Annotated in this window: 18 protein-coding genes; 8 read left to right on the top strand and 10 right to left on the bottom strand. The window is 66.6% G+C overall.

From position 1 onward, the window contains the following. Positions 1-87: 87 nt before the first annotated feature. Positions 88-1,170 carry a DNA polymerase IV gene (dinB, locus tag ACNFJ7_RS14075; protein WP_019367570.1) on the bottom strand — a complete coding sequence of 361 codons (1,083 nt, stop codon included), beginning with the start codon at positions 1,168-1,170 and terminating at the stop codon, positions 88-90. A 103-nt stretch (positions 1,171-1,273) separates the two neighbouring features. Between dinB and ACNFJ7_RS14070 the strand changes: the two genes are divergently transcribed. After that, positions 1,274-2,152 carry a hypothetical protein gene (locus tag ACNFJ7_RS14070; RefSeq protein WP_058805470.1) on the top strand — a complete coding sequence of 293 codons (879 nt, stop codon included), beginning with the start codon at positions 1,274-1,276 and terminating at the stop codon, positions 2,150-2,152. Here the strand turns inward: ACNFJ7_RS14070 and ACNFJ7_RS14065 are convergent. Both ACNFJ7_RS14065 and ACNFJ7_RS14060 read right to left on the bottom strand, forming a co-directional pair. After that, positions 2,128-4,899, bottom strand: coding sequence for a glycosyl hydrolase 115 family protein (locus ACNFJ7_RS14065; RefSeq protein WP_236704520.1), 2,772 nt, complete (start codon positions 4,897-4,899; stop codon positions 2,128-2,130). The genes ACNFJ7_RS14070 and ACNFJ7_RS14065 overlap by 25 nt on opposite strands. Before the next feature lie 86 nt (positions 4,900-4,985). Then, a complete protein-coding gene (locus ACNFJ7_RS14060; protein WP_058805472.1) occupies positions 4,986-6,479 on the bottom strand; it encodes a tryptophan halogenase family protein in 1,494 nt (497 codons plus the stop codon). 130 nt (positions 6,480-6,609) lie between these two features. On the opposite strand from ACNFJ7_RS14060, the gene ACNFJ7_RS14055 reads away from it, so the two are divergent. Next, complete coding sequence (locus ACNFJ7_RS14055) at positions 6,610-6,954, top strand: L-rhamnose mutarotase (RefSeq protein ID WP_026008781.1); 345 nt, start codon at positions 6,610-6,612, stop codon at positions 6,952-6,954. 14 nt (positions 6,955-6,968) lie between these two features. On the opposite strand, the gene ACNFJ7_RS14050 is transcribed toward ACNFJ7_RS14055, so the two are convergent. Together ACNFJ7_RS14050 and ACNFJ7_RS14045 are read right to left on the bottom strand one after the other, a co-directional pair. Then, a complete protein-coding gene (locus ACNFJ7_RS14050) occupies positions 6,969-7,976 on the bottom strand; it encodes a zinc-binding alcohol dehydrogenase family protein (protein WP_019367575.1) in 1,008 nt (335 codons plus the stop codon). A gap of 75 nt (positions 7,977-8,051) precedes the next feature. Beyond that, the gene (locus ACNFJ7_RS14045; RefSeq protein WP_026008782.1) at positions 8,052-8,882 is read right to left on the bottom strand and encodes an amidohydrolase family protein; all 831 of its coding nucleotides are present in this window, start codon (positions 8,880-8,882) and stop codon (positions 8,052-8,054) included. Positions 8,883-9,053: 171 nt separating this feature from the next. Here ACNFJ7_RS14045 and ACNFJ7_RS14040 point away from each other — a divergent pair, with 171 nt between their 5' ends. Beyond that, positions 9,054-10,313 carry an SDR family oxidoreductase gene (locus ACNFJ7_RS14040; RefSeq protein WP_019367577.1) on the top strand — a complete coding sequence of 420 codons (1,260 nt, stop codon included), beginning with the start codon at positions 9,054-9,056 and terminating at the stop codon, positions 10,311-10,313. Positions 10,314-10,325: 12 nt separating this feature from the next. Here ACNFJ7_RS14040 and ACNFJ7_RS14035 read toward each other — a convergent pair whose 3' ends face one another. Together ACNFJ7_RS14035 and glpX are read right to left on the bottom strand one after the other, a co-directional pair. Further along, positions 10,326-12,173: a CocE/NonD family hydrolase gene (locus tag ACNFJ7_RS14035; protein ID WP_058805473.1), complete on the bottom strand. Its 1,848-nt coding sequence runs from the start codon at positions 12,171-12,173 to the stop codon at positions 10,326-10,328. A gap of 83 nt (positions 12,174-12,256) precedes the next feature. Then, a complete protein-coding gene (glpX, locus tag ACNFJ7_RS14030) occupies positions 12,257-13,225 on the bottom strand; it encodes a class II fructose-bisphosphatase (RefSeq protein ID WP_026008783.1) in 969 nt (322 codons plus the stop codon). Between the two features lie 107 nt (positions 13,226-13,332). On the opposite strand from glpX, the gene ACNFJ7_RS14025 reads away from it, so the two are divergent. Both ACNFJ7_RS14025 and ACNFJ7_RS14020 read left to right on the top strand, forming a co-directional pair. Further along, complete coding sequence (locus ACNFJ7_RS14025) at positions 13,333-13,737, top strand: hypothetical protein (RefSeq protein WP_019367580.1); 405 nt, start codon at positions 13,333-13,335, stop codon at positions 13,735-13,737. 68 nt (positions 13,738-13,805) lie between these two features. Beyond that, on the top strand, positions 13,806-14,132 hold the full coding sequence (locus tag ACNFJ7_RS14020) for a hypothetical protein (protein WP_050990093.1): 327 nt from the start codon (positions 13,806-13,808) through the stop codon (positions 14,130-14,132). A 7-nt stretch (positions 14,133-14,139) separates the two neighbouring features. On the opposite strand, the gene ACNFJ7_RS14015 is transcribed toward ACNFJ7_RS14020, so the two are convergent. The 3 genes from ACNFJ7_RS14015 to ACNFJ7_RS14005 all read right to left on the bottom strand — a co-directional run bounded on the left by ACNFJ7_RS14015 (position 14,140) and on the right by ACNFJ7_RS14005 (position 17,101). Further along, positions 14,140-15,432 carry a homoserine dehydrogenase gene (locus ACNFJ7_RS14015; RefSeq protein ID WP_058805474.1) on the bottom strand — a complete coding sequence of 431 codons (1,293 nt, stop codon included), beginning with the start codon at positions 15,430-15,432 and terminating at the stop codon, positions 14,140-14,142. A 136-nt stretch (positions 15,433-15,568) separates the two neighbouring features. Beyond that, positions 15,569-16,516 (bottom strand): isopenicillin N synthase family dioxygenase, encoded by a 948-nt coding sequence (locus ACNFJ7_RS14010; RefSeq protein WP_019367583.1) that lies wholly within the window; start codon positions 16,514-16,516, stop codon positions 15,569-15,571. A 93-nt stretch (positions 16,517-16,609) separates the two neighbouring features. Further along, positions 16,610-17,101 (bottom strand): hypothetical protein, encoded by a 492-nt coding sequence (locus ACNFJ7_RS14005; protein WP_019367584.1) that lies wholly within the window; start codon positions 17,099-17,101, stop codon positions 16,610-16,612. 104 nt (positions 17,102-17,205) lie between these two features. Between ACNFJ7_RS14005 and ACNFJ7_RS14000 the strand changes: the two genes are divergently transcribed. The 3 genes from ACNFJ7_RS14000 (at position 17,206) to ACNFJ7_RS13990 (ending at position 19,385) form a co-directional block, all read left to right on the top strand. Further along, on the top strand, positions 17,206-18,441 hold the full coding sequence (locus ACNFJ7_RS14000; RefSeq protein ID WP_019367585.1) for a multidrug effflux MFS transporter: 1,236 nt from the start codon (positions 17,206-17,208) through the stop codon (positions 18,439-18,441). 79 nt (positions 18,442-18,520) lie between these two features. Continuing rightward, positions 18,521-18,862 (top strand): hypothetical protein, encoded by a 342-nt coding sequence (locus ACNFJ7_RS13995; protein ID WP_019367586.1) that lies wholly within the window; start codon positions 18,521-18,523, stop codon positions 18,860-18,862. 118 nt (positions 18,863-18,980) lie between these two features. Continuing rightward, the gene (locus ACNFJ7_RS13990; RefSeq protein ID WP_019367587.1) at positions 18,981-19,385 is read left to right on the top strand and encodes an ExbD/TolR family protein; all 405 of its coding nucleotides are present in this window, start codon (positions 18,981-18,983) and stop codon (positions 19,383-19,385) included. The last annotated feature ends 16 nt before the right edge of the window (positions 19,386-19,401 follow it).

Here is a 19,401-nt window from a genome sequence, read left to right as displayed (position 1 = left end):
CGTTTCCTCCGTTGATCCCCAGCGCGGCGTACGCGATGGAAACCGATCGGAAAAGCCGGGAAGCGCCCCCTGCCCCTTCGGGCGTGTTCAGCCTTGGAGCCGAAACAGCGGCAGATCCGCCGCTTCGTCGCGCCGTTCGAAGTTGGAGATGCTGGCGCCGACCAGCCGGATACCCTTCTCCGTCGGCAACACCGTTCGCACCAACGCGATACAGGCATCGTGCAGCTGCGCGCGGGTAGCGAACGGCGCGGGATGGGTGCGACTGCGCGTAACGATCTGGAAATCGGCGTACTTCACCTTCACTGTAGCGGTGCGGGCGAACATGCCGGTACGCTCCACCCAGTCCCACACATCGTCGGCCTGGCCGAGCACCGCCGCCTCGATTTCGGCATCGACGGTAAGGTCGCGGCCAAAGGTGGTTTCCGAGCCCGACGACTTTCGCTCGCGATTGGGATTGACCGGCCGATCGTCGATTCCACGCGCGATCTGATGATACCAGTCGGCGCTGCTGCCGAAATGCTGCTGCAGAAAGGCCAGCGACTTCGCCCGCAGATCGGCGCCGGTTTCGATCCCCAGCCTTCGCATCTTGGCGGCGGTCACCGGCCCCACCCCGTGGAAGCGCGACACCGGCAGTGTCTCCACCCAGGCCGCGCCCATTTCCGGCGTCACAGCGAACTGGCCGTTGGGCTTGCGATGATCCGAGGCGAGCTTGGCGAGGAACTTGTTGTACGATACGCCCGCCGAAGCGGTGAGGCCGGTTTCGGCGAGGATGCGGGCGCGGATTTCCTTCGCGTTCGCCCAGGCGGTGCCGAGGCCGCGGCGATCCTCGGTCACATCCAGATAAGCTTCGTCGAGTGACAGCGGCTGGATCAGGTCGGTATAGTCGGCGAAGATCGCGTGGATCGCTTGCGACACTGCCTTGTATACCTCGAAACGCGGCCGCACGAAGATCAGGTCCGGGCAGCGCCGAAGCGCCGTGACCGACGGCAGCGCCGAGCGCACGCCGAACGTGCGCGCCTCATAGCTCGCCGCCGCCACCACCCCGCGCGCCGCAGCCGACCCCACCGCCACCGGCTTGCCGCGCAGGGCCGGATCGTCGCGCTGCTCGACGGAGGCGTAAAAAGCATCCATGTCGATATGCAGAATCTTGCGGACGGGCGGGGCAGCCATGGCGCGGCTATACCGCCGGACGAACGAAGAGGGAACAACGTTTGCGGCGCGCCGCCGGGCTAGCGCATTGTGAAGCGGCCGGTTGGCCGGCTAGGGAAGCGGCATGCCGACTATTCTCCGCCGCCTAGCCCTGTTGCTTGCCTGCCTGTTCTCGATCCTGCCGGCGGCGGCCAAGACAATCCTGTTTATCGGCAACAGCTTTACCTACGGCGCCAATTCGCCGGTGATGCGCTACCGGCCCGATCGGGTGAGCGACCTGAATCGCGAAGGAATCGGCGGCGTTCCGGCGCTGTACAAGACCTTCGCGCTGGAGGCAGGGCTGGACTGGCAGGTTAGCTTGGAAACCGCAGGCGCGAAGGATCTCGCCTGGCACCTCGCCCAGCGTCGCGCGCTGATCGATCGGCGCTGGGACGTGGTGGTGCTGCAGGGATACAGCACGCTGGACGGGGAACGCCCTGGCGACCCGACGCGTCATCTCGCCGCCGCACGCGCGCTGGCCGCGCTGTTTCATCGGCAGAACCCGGCCGCGCAGGTGCACCTGGTCGCCACCTGGTCGCGCGCTGACCAGACCTATCGCCAGTCCGGCCACTGGTTCGGACTGCCGATCGCGCGCATGGCGGAGGATTTGTTCGCGGCGAGCCGACTGGCGCTGGCGCCCGGCTATGGCATTCGCGCCGTGCTGCCGGTGGGCACCGCGTGGAACCGGGCGATGCGCGAGGGCTATGCCGATCCCAATCCCTATGACGGCATCGGCTTCGGCTTGATCAATCTGTGGACCTGGGACCAGTATCACGCCAGCGCGGAGGGCTATTATCTGGAAGCGCTGATCGAATTCGGCGCGATCACCGGGCATGATCCACGCAGGCTGGGGCCGCGCGAGCGCGCCGCCGAGGATCTGGGGATCAACCCAGAGATCGCCCGGCGGCTGCGCGAGACAGCGGCCGCCGAACTGGCGGCTCAGCGCCTCGGCGGCGCACTATAATAGTCCGGCGCGCCATCGAGCCGCACGTCGATGCGGTCGAGCAGGAAGCCGGGATCCATGGCGAAGACCTCGATCCGGTGCGCGCCGGCAGCGAGCTGGCCCAGCTTGAGCGTGCGTACCGCGCTGTTGGAAAGAACGTTCGCTTTCCATTCGTCGCTGCGGCCGTGAGTCTCATAATCGAGCACGTTGATCGCCCCGCCATCCACCCGCACGCCGATGCGCAGGCGGTTGGCGGAGGTGAGCGCATGGACCGGCAGGCCGACGATCTTCAGCTCGGCATCGCCCTTGTTGCCGAGCTGGAAGGGCAGGACGAGCGGAGCGGTGGCATCAGCCCGATCGCTGGAGGGCAGGTCGAGCTTGCTGCGCAGCACCGCGCCGCGTGAGCCTAGTTCGGCGATCCGCTCCCACGGCGTGCCGGCCAGTTTGAGGTCGGCAGGGGTGAGGGAGAGGATGTGGTTCACCTCCGGCGTCGCGTCCCCCGCCGGGAAGGGCTGGAGGACCGGCTCCAGATAAACCATCGTACCGTGGCAGCGTATCTTGCCTGCCGCGATCGCGCCCTTGCCGTCATAGGTCACCGCGACGCGCATCTCGTAGCCGTTGCTTGCGTCGAGCCGGCCAGAACGCGCGGAGAGCTCGACGCCTTCCAGCCCTTCGACCGTCCAGTCGCTCACCGCGCCCTTGCCATAGACGGTCATGAACCGCGTCTCGGCCTTGCCCGGCACGAAAGCGAGGGCGCGAGCATCGGCGCCGCACTGCGCGACCAGGGGGAGATCGATCTTCGGATAAGTTGGCTCGGCGAACACCGCGAGCCGGCGCGGCGCCATGTCCATAATACCGCGCCATTTGCCGCCCTTCTGGGCGTTGTATGCCGCGGTGTCGGCGACGATCGCCTGGTGCGCGGCACGGGCCTGATCGGCGAGCGCATTGGCGCTGGCACGACCCTGACGGGCATAGAGCGCGGCGAGATCGAGTTTGAGGTTGCGCTCGTTGAGCTTGGCCGCGCCGCGCACCGGGTAGAGCACCAACTGGAAGAAGGCGTCGCGGCGATCGGCGGGCATGCTCGCGCCCAATGCTTCGGCCTTCTCCAGCAGCGCCTGATAGCGGGCGATCCGCGCCTGCGCTTCGTCGCCGCCCGAGCGGACATAGTCGGAGATGCGGATCGGCGTCTCGGGCTCGACGGTGCTGAAGCCCATGAACTCGGGCTTCCGCTCCCAAGCGAGATCGTAATAGTCCATGAGGACGTCGGCGATGGCCGGCCCCTGCGCTCCGAACTGCGCGGTCGCCCAGTCGTAAAGCTGCGCCCGCACCGGCTTGTTCAGCAGCGTCGCATCGAAGGCGACATCGAGGAAGTAGCTGGCCAGCACTTCGCCGGGCTTGATGTCGCCGACATTGACGACCCACAGCTTGCGCGTACCAGTTTGCCAGGCACGGTCGAGCTGTTCGCGGATCAGCCCGGGATGGGTGGTCGCCAGCCACAGATAGTCGTGCGGCCGGCCCCAATAGCTGATGTGATAGTAGAGGCCCGAGCCACCTTTCCGCGCCCGTTCGGCGGCGGTGGGCAGTTGGCTCAGATAGCCGTAATTGTCCTCGGGCCAGACGAGCGTCACGTCCTCAGGCACCTTCAGCCCGCTGCGATAGACGTCTAGCACTTCCTTGTAGAGGGTGAGCACCTGCGGCACCTGCTCCGCCGGCTTGCCCTGCGCGGTGGCGAGCAGCCCACGCTGCAGGTCGATCGCCTGGGTCGTCGCGGCGAGCGCCTGTTCGGGGCTCTTGGCCCCCTCCAGCGCCGAGTCATGCTTGCCGCGCAGGCCGATCGTATAAACGTTCTCGAAGCCCTTCACGTCGTCCACGCGGCGGCGCCAATAGTCGACCATGCGCTCGCGATTGGTGAAGAAGTTGAAGGGGCCCTCGGCCTTCTCGTCCCACTCGCGCACGTTGTTGCGCATCATCGGCTCGGCATGCGAGGTGCCGACGACGATGGCATAGGCCTTGGCCATCTCGGCATTGCCGGGGATCTGGTAGAAGGGCTTGGTGCTTTCGTGCATCGCCGGCCAGATCAGATTGGCCTTGAGCCGCCACATCAGCTCGAAGACGCGCGCATAGGTCTTGGGGCCGATATCGCCTGTCTCGGGCTCATAGGTCTTGGCCGCCCAGGGCTGAAGCCCCCAATCCTCATCGTTGAGGAAGATGCCGCGATACTGGACCGAGGGCGCCTCGGACAGCAGCCGGCGGCCGTCGACGACCAGCCGGTCGGCCCGGCGTGGGGTCACGTCCGCCCACCATTCCCAGGCCGAGATGCCGATCGCGCGGCTAAGGTCGACCGTGCCCCAGATCGCGCCGCGCGGGTCCGATCCCGCGATCAGCAGATAGGATCGCCCGCGATGCTGCCGGGACGGCGCAAGAACGCGGATATAGCGTTCCCATTGTCCATCCAGCGCGGCGAGATCGATCCTCGCATCGGCCGCAACCTGCCGGACGAGGGCGGAATCCTTCTGGCCGATCACAATGCAAAGGCGCTGGCAGGCATCGAGGTCACCGGCCACCACCGGCACCTTGCCCGTGCGCTTGACAATATCGCCTGCAAGCAGATCGCCTGCGCGCTTCGCCGAGCCGCCATCGTCATGGACGATGGCGGGAACGGTGCGGCCATCGAACAGCACCGCCTCTTGCGCCGATGCGGTGGCGGGAGCCGCCAGCAGCAGCGGCGCAGCCCAGCCGGCCATGGTCCGCGATCGACGCCCGTTCATCCCGCCCTCCCCGCTCGTGTCGGTGCCGGGATGTCGCCGGCGCCCGCCTGCGTCAAGCGGGAGGTATGACAAAAGTCCTCTATTGGTCAGGCCGCAACCTTCTCCCGCCCGCAATATTGGTGGAGGAAGGCGCCGTGCGCGGGCAGCTTGGCGAATTGCGCGGCGATGCCGGCGCGCAAATCCGCCAGCGCCCGCTCCAGATCTGCAGTGGGAATTTCGCCCGGCATCGGATGATGCGCGCGGGGCACCACCCCCTGCCCCAGCATCACCGCATTCCAGCTATCGACGCGGAACAGATCCTCGCTGCCCTGATAGGCGTTCGCCCCTTCCTCGAACAGCGCGATCCGCGCGGCCAGGCTGTCTGGAATGGCGCGGGCGGCATGGTCGCGCCAGAAGGGCTCTGGCCTGTCGTTCAGCTTGTAGTGCAGAATGATGAAGTCGCGGATATGTTCGGCCTCCGCCCGCGCCTGCGCGTTGAAGCGCTGGGCGGCCGCCGTCATGTCGTGGCGCAGCGGGAAGTTCTGCAGCAGGCGCGTGACGGCGATCATCACCAGATGGATGCTGGTGGATTCGAGCGGCTCGATAAAGCCGCTCGCCAGGCCCAGCGCGACGCAGTTGCGGTTCCAGCTCTTCTTGCGCATCCCCGTGGTGAAGCGGATCAGCCGCGGATCGAACAGCGCGCGCCCCGGCACCGCCGCAAGCAGCTGTTCGCGCGCCGAATCGTCGTCCAGATAGTCGCTGGCATAGACGAAACCATTGCCCATCCGGTGCTGCAGCGGAATGCGCCAGCGCCAGCCCGCCCCATGTGCGATGGCGCGGGTATAGGGCACCGGCGGCTCGGTAGTTTCGGACTGGACGGCAAAGGCGCGATCGGTGGGCAGCCAGTGCCGCCAGTCGTCATAGCCGGTTTCCAGCGCGCCTTCGATCAGCAACGCGCGGAAGCCGGTGCAATCGATGAAAAGGTCGCCTGCCACCCGCTCGCCGCTTTCCAGCAGCAGCGCGGCGATGTTGCCGCTTTCGCCGTCGCGATCGATACGGGTGATCTGGCCCTCAACGCGGCGCACCCCCGCCGGCTCGGCCAGCCCGCGCAGGAACGCGGCATAGGCGGTGGCATCGAGATGATAGGCATAGCCGAGCGGGGCCGGATCGCCGGTGGCGAAGCGGTTGGACAGCGCCGCCTGCGTCTCCAGCGAATAATCGCCATAGTCCCCGCCAAAGCCGCGCGCGCGCGCCTCGAGCCAGAAATGCTGAAAGTCGGCGAGCGGCAGCGACCGGCCGATCGTGCCAAAGGGGTGGAAGTAGCGCACGCCCTCGCGCAGCCAATGCTCGAACGAGATGCCCAGTTTAAAGCTGGCATTGGTTTCGCGCATGAACACCGGCTCGCGGATGCCGAGCAGCGCGTGGAAGCTGCGCGCGGTGGGGATGGTCGATTCGCCCACGCCGACCGTGCCGATCGCGTCCGATTCGACCAGCGTGATATCGATCCGCGCGCCGAGATGCCGCACCAGCGCCGCCGCGGCCACCCAGCCAGCGGTACCGCCACCGGCAATCACCACCCGAAACTTGTTCTGCTCCGCCATCCTCGTTCCCCTGTTCGGTTGCCCGCCGCTTCTGCAGCCGCACGCGCGCCCGTGCTTTGACCTTAAACGACAAGTGGCTGACAACGCGAGCGGCCTTGTGCAACGGCTAGCGCGGGCTATGAACCTGGCCATGCGCCATATCCTGCTGCTTGACCTGCACGACGATCCCGAGGCGCTTGCCGCCTATCGCCACTGGCACCGCCCCGGCGGACCGCCCGCGGCGGTCAACCGGTCGATTCGCGAAGCAGGCATCGAATCGATGGAAATCTGGCAGGCGGGCGACCGGCTGGTAATGGTGATGGAGACCGGCGCCGACTTTGATCCCGACGCCAAACGCGCGCGCGACGCCGCCGATCCCGACGTGCAGGCCTGGGAACGGTTGATGGACGGCTTCCAGCGCCGCCTGGCCTTCGCGCCCGAGGGCGTGAAATGGGTGCCCACCGAGCGAATCTATTCGCTCGACGAGCAGCCCTGAGGATCCGCGACCGGTTACAGCTCCACGATCGCCTTCAGCACCGTATCGGCTTCGGCGATCAGTTCCGGAATACGCTGCGGCACCGTCTCGATGGCGAGGCTGTGGGTGTGGAGGATGTCGGTCGGGATGTCGCCCGAACGCATCGCCGCAATTACTCGCTGAAAATCGCTAGCCAGCGCGTTGCGGCTGGCAAGCATCACGGTTTCTCGCTTGTGGAATTCCGGATCGGCGAAACTAAGCTCGCCGGGGGCCACGCCGACCAGCACAAGCGCACCGCCATGGCCGACGAAGTCGAGGCTGCGGCGCATTGCCGCGAGCGATCCGGACGCATCGACCACTACGTCGAACATGTCGCCATGGGTGCGCTCCGCCAGCACGCCGGCCAGCGAGTCATCGGCAACCAGTCCGTCAAAGCCCAGCTTGTCACGCGCGAAGGCAAGGCGCGGCGCGCGCTGATCGACCAGGATCACCTCGAACCCGTCGAGCCGGCCGAACAGCGCCGATGCGATGCCGATCGGCCCGGCGCCGACCACGAGCATTCGCCCCTCGCCATTCCTGGGCGCGCGCGAGATCGCATGGGCGCCGATCGCGAGGAATTCCACCATCGCCGCCTGATCGAGCGTGAGCCCGGCAGCATCGATCACTGCGCGCTCCGGCACCACGAGCAGGTCGCACATCCCGCCATCGCTGTGCACGCCGAGCACGTTGATGTTGACGCAGGCATTGGGCCGGCCCTTGCGACACGCGATGCAGTGCCCGCAGGCGAGATAGGGGTTGATCGCTACAACGCTGCCGATCGCCAGACCGGTACCCTCGCCGAGCGCGACAATCTCGCCTCCCAGTTCGTGGCCCATCACCCGCGGGTAGCTAAGGAACGGATGCCGGCCGGAGAAGATATGGTAATCGGTGCCGCACAATCCCACGCGCCGCACGCGGATCAGCACCTCGCCCGGGCCAGGGCTGGGCGCTTCGCGCTGGACTTCGGCAAGCCGGAAGGGTTCTTGGCAGATGATTGCGCGCATGATCGGTCTCCTGCCCGTGCCTTGCCACGCAGTTTCGCGCATACGCAAGGGCATTTGCGCTAGTGAAACACTACTTTAAACTGGCGTGATTGCATACGCAGCCATCGCGTTACCGCCGAAGATTGCGGGCGCCGCATCGGGGCAGTGGCGCGCGACGAACCGTTCGACGATATCGAACGTATCGCGATAGCGCCCCGCCAGTATGCAAACCGGCCAATCGGATCCCCAGACCACCCGATCGGTGCCGAACTGGGTGAAGACATGCTCCAGATAACGGTCGAAATCGGCGGGCCGCCAAGCGGCGTGATCGGCCTCGGTGATCAGCCCCGATACCTTGCAGAACAGCGTGGGGTGGCGCGCCGCCGCCGCAATCTGATCGGCCCAAGGCTGCCACGCCCCGGCACGGATATCGGGCTTGGCGGCATGGTCCAGCACCAGCCGGCCGGATCCGCAGCGATCGAGGAAGCGGGGCAGCGTCGCCAGCTGTGCGGCATTCACCAGCACGTCATAGGTAAGGCCCTGCGCCAGCACCGCGCGCACCCCGGCGACAAAGGCATCGCCGAGCAGGAAATCGGCGTCCAACTCGTCCTGCACGACATGGCGATAGCCGAGGATCGCCTGCCCTTCCCGCCGCGCCAGCAGATCGGCAATGTCCGGTGCGCGCAGATCGATCCAGCCGACCACGCCGGCGATGCGCGGTTGGCGCGCGGCGCAGGCGAGCAGAAAATCGGTTTCGACCTCGCTCTGCCGCGCCTGCACGGCAATGGCGCGATCGACGGCCGCGGTCTCCATTGCCGCCGCCAGCGCGTCGGTATCGAAATCGCAGGCGATCGCGCTGTCCGGTTCGATCCAGCCGAACGCGTCCATGGTGTAGGTCCAGAGGTGGTGGTGAGCATCGATCCGCATCGGCCATCGATAGCGCATGCGGCGGGCCGGGAGAATGGGCCGCGCGCCGCCATGCGTTCGTTGGCCGCGCCCCCTGCGACTTTCCCAAAATTATTTGTTCGCAAGGATTTGCAACCCCGACGCACTTGCCCGGTTGTCTTGCCTGAACCCTGCCCGATATGGAGACGGAACATGCCCCCAGCTGCGCGTGCTGCAATTCGCGACGGCCGCGCCGCGCACCGCCCCCGGCTGGCGGTGATCACCGGCGCATCGAGCGGGATCGGGCTGGCGACCGCAGAGCTTCTCGCCGCCCGCGGCTGGCGGCTGGTGCTGGCCGCGCGCGACGCCGATGCGCTGCAGGCTGTGGCCGAACGCTTGCGCGGCACGGCGGCGGGCGTGCACGTGATCGCCACCGATGTGGGCAATGCAACGGCGGTGCAGGCGCTGGCGCAAGCCGCCCTGGGCTTGGGCGGCGCGATCGACCTGTGGTTCGCCAATGTCGGCATCGGCGCGGTCGGGCGGTTCGAGCAGGTGCCGGTCGACGCGCACGAGCAGGTGCTGCGATCCAACCTAATCGGCCATCTCTACGAAGCCCATGCGGTGCTGCCGATCTTCCTCGATCAGCGCCATGGCATTTTCGTCAACATGATCTCGATGATCGGCTTCACGGCGGCACCGCTGGGGGCGGCCTATTCCGCCAGCAAGTTCGGGCTGATCGGCCTGTCGAAATCGCTGCGGGCGGAGCTGACCGCCTACGCCGACATTCACATCTGCGACGTCTATCCGGCACTGGTCGACACGCCCGCGCTGGCGCACGCCGCCAACTATACCGGCAAGAAGATCCGCCCGCCAACGCCGATGCTGGATCCGCGACGCGTAGCAGCGGCGGTTGCGCGGCTGGCGGACCATCCCCGCCCCACCACCCTGGTCGGCGCGCAGACATGGGCGGCGCGGATAGGGCATGCGCTCGCACCCGGCTTGAGTCTGGCGCTGATCGATCGCTGGTTCGAAAGCTATTTCGCCGGTGCGGAACGAGTGGCGACCACGTCGGGCAATCTCTTCCAGCCGCCAGGCGACGAGAGCCGTGTCGATGGTGGTTTCCGGCGCCCGGTCCGCCGCCGCCTTCCCCTATTGCTCGCCGCCGGGGCCGTCGGCGCTATTGGCGCGGCCGTCCTGCTGCGCCAGCGCCGCGTAGTGGGCAGCGATCCATCCACCGCTAAGGAATTTCCGATGACCGAGAATCCCTCCCACGAACGCAAGGACGACGAACAGCGCACCCATGCGGTCGATGCCCAGCAGCCGCTGCCGCGCGAGGGCCGTGTAGATGCGCTGGCTGGGCCGCAGCCGGACGGCATCCCGATGACCGGCGAGGAAGACCCGCTGGTGGAAGTGGAGCAGTTCAGCGACGCGGTACGCTGCTTTTCGGCGAGCGAGCGGGGCAAGGACGGATAGGGTTCCGTCCCGTCAGCGCACCACCGGCAGCGTCACCGCCGATCCAGCGCACACCCGCTGAGTCGCCTTCTGATAGTCCTCCGGCCTGGCCTTGTAGATGTTCGGCACGAAGGTCTGCGGGTTGCGGTCGATCACCGGGAACCAGCTCGACTGCACCTGCACCATGATGCGGTGGCCCTTCTTGAACACATGGTCATGGTCGCGCAGGGGAAAGTCCCAGGCCGTGACTTGATCCGGCACCAACGGCGTCGCCTGTTCGAAGCTCTTCAGATAGCGGCCGCGGCGGATTTCCATCGCGATCGGCAGCTGGTAGCCGTTCAAGCCCTTCGCATAGGCGCCCAGCGCGCTCGGCGCCTTCTCCACATTCTCCGGAAACACGTCGATCAGCTTGACGACGAAGTCGCTGTCGGTGCCGCTGGTCGAAGCCATCAGCTTGGCGGTCACTCCGCCGGTGACGGTCAGGTCGTTCTCCAGCGGCGCGGAGACGTAGCTGAGCACGTCGGGCCGGTCGTCGACGAAGCGCTGGTCCTCCGCCTCCCACCATCGCCAGTCGGGCGTGGCATAGGTGGCGGACATTGGCCGAGGGCGAAACGGCACCGGGCGCGCCGGATCACTGACATAGTCGCGGCAGCCCTCGCCCTGTGTCGGCGCGGTGAAGCTGAGCGAACCGTCGCCGTGCAAATACAGGTTCGTCGCCTGCGCATTGGCGAGTGGATAGCTTTGGTAGGTCTTCCACTGCCACGAGCCCGACTGAAAGCTCTTCAGCGCGAAGTCCGGCTTGGTGCCGGTTCCGTGCAGCCAATAGGCGAAGAACGGCGCCTCGATCTGCTCCATGAACTGGACGCCGCTGTCGACGCCGAACGGAATCCGCCCGAGGCTGTTCGCCGGCGTATGCCAGGTGCCGTGTGCCCAGGGACCCGCGACCATCAGCGCCAGCTTGTCCGGATCGTTCTGGCGCTGCTTTTCCCAGATCTTCCAGCTGCCCCAAGGATCTTCCTGATCCCAGTATCCGGCGACGTTGAGCGTCGGCACGCTCGTCTTGCCCAGGCCGTTCGACCAGACCTGCTTCTTCCAGTGATCGTCATAGTCCGGATGCTCGATCATCTCGCGGAAGCGGGGCACCCGGCCCTTGAAATACTTCTTCTCGATCTCGTCCGGAGAGCCGGCGTGGAGGAACCAGTCATAGGTGTCGTAGCGATCGTACACGTTGATGCCGTCATTGGTCTTGTCGGCCTGCAGGCTGTTCACCCAGTCGGTGGCGTAGGTCAGCCGCATCGCGCCCCAGCGATGAAGATCGTCGTTCTTCCAGTAATCGATCCAGGCCGCCTGCGGGCTGGTCGCCTTGAGCGCCGGATGCGGCTTGGCAAGCGCGATGGCGGCGGTGAAGCCGGGGTAGGAGACGCCCCACATGCCGACCTTGCCGTTGTTGGGCTTTACGTTCTTCACCAGCCAGTCGATCGAGTCATAGGCGTCGGTCGCCTCGTCGACCGCGCCCTTCCCGGTCTTTACTTCGGTGGAGAGCGTGAAGGGGCCGCCTTCGGACTTGAAGCGGCCCCGCATGTCCTGGAACACGAAGATATAGCCGTCGCGCACCAGCGGCGCCCAGCTGTTCGGCACACGCCCCGGCGCAGCATCGGGCGAGCCATAGGGGCTGCGCTGGAACAGGATCGGCAGAGGACCCTTGGCGCCCTTGGGGCGGAGGATGACGGTGTGGAGCTTCACCCCGTCGCGCATCGGGATCATCGCCTCTTCGAAGGTGAAGGGCGCTTCGGTCGCGGTGGGGGCAGGCTGGGGCGGCGCTGCGGCCGCCAGAGGTGCGGCAAGCGCCGCAAGTGCTACCGTAACCAGCCAGTGCCGCATCTTCGTCGATCCCCCAGAAAGCGAGGGTGACTTAGTGCGGCAAGACGCCGCCGGGATCAAGCCGGCGGCGCCCTTGTCGCCAATCAGTCGATGCGGTGTTCGCCCTTCACCCAGCGCACCGTGCCCGAGCTGGCGCGCATCACCACGCTCTCGGTGGTCATCTTGCCGCGCACCCGCTTGACGCCAGCGAGCAACGAGCCGTCGGTCACGCCGGTCGCCGCGAAGATGCAGTCGCCCTTGGCGAGTTCCTCGAGGCTGTAGACCTTGTCGAGATCCTCGATGCCCCATTTAGCGGCGCGAGCGCGCTCATCGTCGTTGCGGAAGACGAGACGGCCCTGGAACTGGCCGCCGACGCAGCGCAGCGCAGCGCAGGCGAGCACGCCCTCGGGTGCGCCGCCCTGGCCCATATACACGTCGATGGTGGTGGTCGGGTCGGTAGTGGCGATCACGCCGGCGACGTCGCCGTCCGGGATCAGCATGATGCCGCAGCCGATGCTGCGCAGCTCCGCGATCAGCTTTTCGTGGCGGGTACGATCGAGCACGCACGCGATGATCTCGCTGGGCTTCACCCCCTTCGCCGCGGCGATGGCATGCACATTCTCGGTGGGCGTCTTGTTGAGATCGATCACGCCTTGCGGATAGCCTGGGCCAACGGCGATCTTGTCCATGTAGACGTCGGGTGCGTTGAGCAGGTTGCCTTCCTCAGCCACGGCCAGCACCGCCAGCGCGTTCGGCCCGGCCTTGGCGGTGATCGTCGTGCCTTCGAGCGGATCGAGCGCGATATCGATCTTCGGGCCCTTGCCGATCGCGGAACCGACCTTTTCGCCGATATAGAGCATCGGCGCCTCGTCGCGCTCGCCTTCGCCGATGACGACGGTGCCGTCCATGTAGAGCTGGTTCAGCGCCTCGCGCATCGCCTCCACAGCGGCGGCATCGGCGGCCTTTTCGTCACCCCGCCCGATCAGGCTGGAGGCAGCAATTGCGGCGGCTTCGGTGACGCGCACCATTTCGAGCACCAGGACACGGTCGAGTACATGGCTTGCGTTCGTCATCGGATTCAACATCCCCTCGTTCGATGTTGCGATGCGATAGGGGGCCAGGCGCAGCATGTCGAGGTTGCTAACGTTGTCATGTTCTCCTTGCGCGACTTGATGATTTCTTGTCGATTCAGCGCTACAATTTTGGGGATTCGCACCTGGGGGTCGAAGCCATGTTGCTGCCGCTGCTGTTGCTTGCCCAGACCAGCGCTGTTTCGAGCGCCCTTACCGACTATCGCACGCGCACCCGAGCCGAAATTCCTTGCCGAACGTCGGATGACCAGGGCGAGATCATCGTCTGCGCGCGGCGCGAGGCGGATCGATACCGGGTACCCTTCGTCTCCGCCGCCCCGGGGCGCGAGGGCGACGCGGCGCGGCTGAACCTGCTGATCGGCGATCCCGATCAGCAGGGCATCACGCCCTGCGGCCAGGGCGCGTTCACCGTGAAGTGCGGGTCGGTCGGGCTGGCCGCCACTGTTGGGGCCGATGGACAGGTCCGCTATGTCCGACGCGAGCCGGCGCCCTGATCACTGCAGATCCACGCAACCACGTACGCTGCGGCGCGTTGCGGGGAATGGGGACAACAGGAGGGCCTATGTTGTTGATCGCTCTAGCATTGCAAAGCGCCGCCATCGCCAGGCCTGCCGTGACGCCCGCCCGCCCGAAAATCACCAGGGCGATGCTGCGCCGCTCCGCTCGTCCCGCCGCGCCCGCAACCGCATCGCTGCTCGGCGCGTGCCGCACTGCCGAAAGCTGCGAGCGACACAGCCCGACCACCCGCTTCCGCCTCACCGCAGCGCGCGATCCGATGATCGATCGCAAGCTGGAGATGGTTCGCGCCGCCTCCGGCCCGAGCTGCGGGCTGATCGGGATGCCGGTATGCCCGGCACGCGGCCGGCGGCTGCTCCACTTCGCCTATTGAGGCGTTCTCACGCGTCGAGGATGTGCATCCACATCGGCTCGCCGGTGAGGCTCTGCGAGCCGCGCAGCTTCTCCAGCGCCTGAGCGATGCTCCACTCGGGCGCCTCGTGCGTGACGATGGCGACGAGCGCGCTGCCGTCGGGGCTCACGCCGCGCTGGATCAGGCTTTCGATCGAAACGCCCGCGTCGCGCATCGCGGCGGCAATTTCCGCCAGCACGCCGACGCGGTCCGCCACGGTGAAGCGCACATAGGATCGGCCGCGCCGCTCGCCGCTGTCCGCCGCCGGCTGGGCGACGAGCGCATCCGCCGGCATCGCATAGGGCGCGCCGAACTCGCCGCGGGCGATGTCGATCAGATCGGCGACCACTGCGCTGGCGGTCGGGCCATCGCCCGCGCCTGCACCCTGGAACAGCAATCGACCGACGAAGTTGCCTTCCGCCACCACCGCGTTGGTCGAACCCGTCACATGCGCGAGCGGATGGCTGAGCGGCACGAGATGCGGGTGGACGCGCTGGAACAGCCCGTGCGCACCGGCATCGGCGATGCCCAGCAGCCGCACCCGGTAACCGAGCGTCGCCGCCTCGGCGATGTCGGCCGCCAGGATGTGGCGGATGCCGCTCGCCTTCAGGTCGCCAAACGCCGGCTGGGTGCCGAAGGCGAGGCTGGCGAGGATCGACAGCTTGTGCGCGGCATCAATGCCGTCGATGTCGAAGGTGGGGTCCGCCTCGGCATAGCCGAGCGCCTGTGCCTCGGCGAGTATCTCGGCGAAGTCGCGGCCCTCGGCCTCCATCTTGGACAGGATGAAATTACAGGTGCCGTTGAGGATGCCGTAGACCCGACTGATCGCGTTGGCCGCAGCACCTTCGCGCAGTCCCTTGATCACCGGCACGCCCCCGGCCACGGCAGCTTCGAACTTCAGCGCCACCTGCGCGCCTTCGGCGATCTTGGCCAGTTCCAGCCCGTGATGCGCGATCATCGCCTTGTTGGCGGTTACGAAGCTCTTGTTCGCACCCAGCGCCGCGCGGGCGAGCGCCAGCGCCGGGCCGTCCGACCCGCCCACCAGTTCCACCACCACGTCCGCCTGGGCGTGGCGGGCCAGTTCTACGGGATCGTCCACCCACTCGAAGCGCGACAGATCGATGCCGCGATCCTTGCTGCGATCGCGAGCGGAGACGGCGACGACCTCAATGGGCCGGCCCGCGCGGCGCGTAATCAGCTCGGCATTGGTGTCGAGCAGGCGAATCACGCCGCCGCCCACCGTTCCGAGCCCCGCCAGTGCCACGCGCAACGCTTCCGCCATTCGTCGTTCCTCTGAGTGTCTACAGCAAGGCGGCGGCAGAAGCGCTATCGCTCCGCCGCCGCTGGGTGTTCCCTAGCGTCTTCCGTTCACGGAATGGAAGACAGATTTTGTCGCGCTAGCCCGCTTTCGCGATCGGTTATTTCTTGATGAGGCCAATCTCCACCAGTCGCTCGTGCAGATAGTCGTGCGCGGTGATCGGCTCCGGATACCGGTTCGGGTTGGCATCGCTGATGCAGCCCGGCAATGTCTTGATCAGGAAATCGGGCGCCGGATGCAGGAAGAACGGCATCGAATAGCGCGAATGGCCGCGACGCTCCGCCGGCGGGTTGACTACCCGGTGCGTCGTTGACGGCAGGACATGGTTGGTCAGGCGCTGCAGCATGTCGCCCACATTGATCACCATAGCGCCTTCGGGCGGCTTGATGGCCATCCACTTGCCGTCGCGGTCGAGCAGTTCGAGGCCCGCTTCTTCCGCGCCAAGCAGCAGGGTGATCAGGTTGATATCCTCGTGCGCGCCGGCGCGAACTTCGGGCGCGTCGGCTGCAACTGGCGGATAGTGAAGCAGGCGCAGCACCGAATTGCCGTCCTTCACCGCCGGATCGAACCAGTCGGGGGCGAGTCCCAAATACCGCGCCACTGCCGACAGCAGCCGGTCGCCGGCGGCATCGAACGCGGCGAACAGCTCGACAAAGGTTTCGCGGAACCCTTCCGGCGCCGCCGGCCACACGTTCGGCGCCATCACCTCGGCGAAGCGGTGGCCGGCGGCCAGCTCGCGCCCGATGTGCCAGAATTCCTTCAGGTCGACATGGCTGGCGCCTTTGGCGATCTCGGTCTTGAACGGGGTGTAGCCGCGAGCGCCACCGCCGCCGGGGATGAAATAGCCGCGCTTCTCTTCCTCCGGCAGGTCGAAAAACGCCTTGGTGAGGCGCCAAGCGCGCTCGATCAGTTCATGCGGCACGCCGTGATCGCGCACCACCGCGAAGCCGAACCGCTGAAAGGATCCGCCGAAGGCCTGAGCGAAGCCATCGGGATCGCCGGCCTGCTCCCGCAGCGACAGCACCGGAATTTCGGCTAGGGTATCCAAGGTAATCTCTCCGAACACAAAGCTTGTGGTTAGACGCGGCGGCCGTGGCGGCACAAGCTTGGGAAACTTCCCGATGGCGGCCGCCGCGGCGCCTCAGCGGCCGACCTGCATCAGCCCCTTGGTCTTGCCTTCGCCGGCGCTGCCGAGCTGCAGGGCAAAGGGCGTGCCGTCTTCGGTGGTGCCGATCAGATTGGCGTCCTTGGTCGTTACCTTGAACCCTTGCTTCGTCATGTTGTCGCGAAACCAGTCGCGCACCACCGTAGGCTCGGCGGGGCTTTCGAACTCGACGATCACCTTGCCGTCTCCCGTCTTGTCGCGCTCGCCCCCGTTCAGCTTCAAGTTGCGCAGCGTGGAACCCGGATAGAGCGTGACGCCCTCGATGTCGAAATCCTTGGCGTTGAGCGCAACCTTGGGCAGCGTGATTGAGCCTTCGATGCCCGGCGCCTTGATCTGCACGCGGCCGCTTTCGTCCGTGGCGATCACTGCATTGCCATCGGCATCGTTGTCGTCGATCGAAATGCTCGAGCCCCCATTGCACGCGGCAAGCGCGGCGGTCAGCAACAGCGGGACGAGATAGCGAGTCATCGAGACAATCCTCCGGTGGTTCCGAATGGCAATGTTGGTGTGGGCGGGCTTCCGTCAACCCGAAAAGGGGTGACGCGCCCGTAGCCTTAGGCCATTGCGGCCGAATGGATTCGCCGTCTCGCAGCATCGCCCCGGCCCAACAGGCGCCGCTTGGCTTCGCCGAATTCGTGACGCTGGCCGCCGCGTTGATGGCGCTGACCGCGCTCGGCATCGATTCGATGCTGCCGGCGCTGCCTGCGATCGGCGAGAGCCTGGGCGTCGATTCGGCCAATCATCGCCAGTTCGTCATCACCGCCTTCCTGATCGGATTCGGCACCGCCCAGCTGATTTATGGCCCTTTGTCCGATCGCTATGGCAGGCGACCGGTGCTGCTGATCGCGCTCGGCTTCTATGTGGTGACCAGCGGCATTGCTGCCCTTTCCGGCAGCTTCGCGCTGCTGCTGGTGTCGCGCGTGGCGATGGGCACTGCCGCGGCGGGGTCGCGGGTGGTGACGGTGGCGCTGGTGCGCGATTGCTATGCCGGGCGGGCGATGGCGCGGGTGATGAGCCTGGTGTTCATCGTGTTCATGGCGGCGCCGATCTTCGCTCCCGCCGTGGGCCAGGCGATCCTGTCGGCCGGCGGATCGTGGCGCACGATCTTCTGGGGCTGCGGTGCGATCGGCGCGGCGGTGTTCCTGTGGTTTGCGCTCCGGATGCCGGAGACGCTGGGGCGGGAGAACCGTCAGTCGCTGCACCCGATGCGGGTGATTGCCGATTACGGCACGATGCTGCGCGATCGCGCGGCGGTGGGCTACACCATTGCCACCGCGCTTCTTTCCGGCGCGCTGTTCGGCTTTATCGGTTCGGTGCAGCAAATCATGTCCGACGTTTTCCACCGCCCCGAGCTCCTGACGCCGGTATTCGCGACGGTTGCGGGTACGATGGCGGTGGGATCGTTCCTCAACTCGCGCATCGTGATGCGATTGGGCACGCGGGTGATCTCCCACACGGCGCTGGTGGGGCTCACTCTGGTAGCGGGGGTGCATCTGCTCGTCACGCTGCTGGCGCTGGAGACGCTGTGGAGCTTCGCCATCCTGCAGGCACTGATGATGGCGTGCTTCGGCCTCGCCACGTCCAACTTCTCGGCGATGGCGATGGAGAAGATGGGCGCGATTGCCGGCACCGCCTCCAGCCTGCAGGGCTTCGTCACCACGCTGGCGGGGGCGCTGATCGGCGCGGCGATTGGCCAGGCCTTCGATGGCACCACCGTTCCGCTGTACAGCGGATTTCTCCTAATGGGCGGCCTGTCGATCGTGGTAGTAGCGATCACCGAGCGCGGACGGATGTTTCGCCCCAGCTGACTCGGGAACGGAGCCGGGGGCCCCGCCGTTGCGCTTTCCGACCTCGCGATTCCCGCGAGGCAAGCGATGAGGTTTGGCGATGGGCGGCATTCAGGGTCCCGGCGACGACGGCTATGACGCGGAAGGCTATGACGAGAGCCAGCGCGCAGAAATTCTCGAGGTGACGGGCGATGGGCCGGACAACGGCGCCATGCTTACCGATCTCAACCCCGACCTTGGCGGCCGCGAGGACGAGGACGACGATCTCGACGAACTCTCCATGGAAGACGACGAGATCGGCGAGGAAGACGACGCCGCCGAGGAGGATGAGGACGACCTCGACGAGGACGACATCCAGGACGATTTCGACGACGACGATGTCGATGACGAAGATCTGGACGAAGAACTGGACGACGGCGACGACGTCGCACTCCGCCCCTGATAAGCATTCGCATGGCGCGACGCGGTGGGACCGTTCCCCCCCCCGTCGCGCCGCTTTCTAGGCTTGCGCCACACGCCGGTAGCGTTACGATATACCGTAGCAACATGGAGCTGAGGACATGCGCAAGTTCGTGCCTGCCACCGATGCCGCACCGATCGGCGCGATCAACGTGACGCCGTTCATCGATGTGATGCTCGTGCTGCTGATCGTGATGATCCTGAGCATGCCGATGGTTTCTCACAAGGTCCCGGTCGACCTGCCGAGCGGCAAGGGTGTGCCGAGCGACGACGCCACGCACCGCCTGGCGATCGACCGGGAGGGAGCGTTGTTCTGGGATGGAGCGCCCCTGGCGGACGCAGCGCTGCCCGCCAAACTTGCCGGCCTGCGCACCGATGCCGCCGTGCTTCATCTGCAGACCGATCCCGAGGCGCGGTACGAGCGGTTCGACACCGTCCTCGCGACGATCAAGCGCGCTAACATCGTCAAGCTGGGCTTTGTCGGCAACCAGCCGCTTCCCGATTGAGGAACCCGCGCATCCG

This window comes from Sphingomonas sp. HT-1, assembly GCF_048568905.1.
In the GTDB taxonomy this organism is placed as follows: domain Bacteria; phylum Pseudomonadota; class Alphaproteobacteria; order Sphingomonadales; family Sphingomonadaceae; genus Sphingomonas.
The sequence above is the reverse complement of the archived record's forward strand: the minus strand, read 5'-3'. Positions and strand labels throughout refer to the sequence as shown.

Bases quoted from the DNA above. Each gene is read 5' to 3' on its own strand.
- ACNFJ7_RS14020 (WP_050990093.1), top strand. From the start codon at position 13,806: ATGTTGTTGATCGCTCTAGCATTGCAAAGCGCCGCCATCGCCAGGCCT.
- ACNFJ7_RS14035 (WP_058805473.1), bottom strand. From the start codon at position 12,173: ATGCGGCACTGGCTGGTTACGGTAGCACTTGCGGCGCTTGCCGCACCT.
- dinB (WP_019367570.1), bottom strand. From the start codon at position 1,170: ATGGCTGCCCCGCCCGTCCGCAAGATTCTGCATATCGACATGGATGCT.
- ACNFJ7_RS14045 (WP_026008782.1), bottom strand. From the start codon at position 8,882: ATGCGGATCGATGCTCACCACCACCTCTGGACCTACACCATGGACGCG.
- glpX (WP_026008783.1), bottom strand. From the start codon at position 13,225: ATGACGAACGCAAGCCATGTACTCGACCGTGTCCTGGTGCTCGAAATG.
- ACNFJ7_RS14055 (WP_026008781.1), top strand. From the start codon at position 6,610: ATGCGCCATATCCTGCTGCTTGACCTGCACGACGATCCCGAGGCGCTT.
- ACNFJ7_RS13995 (WP_019367586.1), top strand. From the start codon at position 18,521: ATGGGCGGCATTCAGGGTCCCGGCGACGACGGCTATGACGCGGAAGGC.
- ACNFJ7_RS14000 (WP_019367585.1), top strand. From the start codon at position 17,206: ATGGATTCGCCGTCTCGCAGCATCGCCCCGGCCCAACAGGCGCCGCTT.
- ACNFJ7_RS14060 (WP_058805472.1), bottom strand. From the start codon at position 6,479: ATGGCGGAGCAGAACAAGTTTCGGGTGGTGATTGCCGGTGGCGGTACC.
- ACNFJ7_RS13990 (WP_019367587.1), top strand. From the start codon at position 18,981: ATGCGCAAGTTCGTGCCTGCCACCGATGCCGCACCGATCGGCGCGATC.
- ACNFJ7_RS14040 (WP_019367577.1), top strand. From the start codon at position 9,054: ATGCCCCCAGCTGCGCGTGCTGCAATTCGCGACGGCCGCGCCGCGCAC.
- ACNFJ7_RS14015 (WP_058805474.1), bottom strand. From the start codon at position 15,432: ATGGCGGAAGCGTTGCGCGTGGCACTGGCGGGGCTCGGAACGGTGGGC.
- ACNFJ7_RS14070 (WP_058805470.1), top strand. From the start codon at position 1,274: ATGCCGACTATTCTCCGCCGCCTAGCCCTGTTGCTTGCCTGCCTGTTC.
- ACNFJ7_RS14050 (WP_019367575.1), bottom strand. From the start codon at position 7,976: ATGCGCGCAATCATCTGCCAAGAACCCTTCCGGCTTGCCGAAGTCCAG.
- ACNFJ7_RS14065 (WP_236704520.1), bottom strand. From the start codon at position 4,899: ATGAACGGGCGTCGATCGCGGACCATGGCCGGCTGGGCTGCGCCGCTG.
- ACNFJ7_RS14005 (WP_019367584.1), bottom strand. From the start codon at position 17,101: ATGACTCGCTATCTCGTCCCGCTGTTGCTGACCGCCGCGCTTGCCGCG.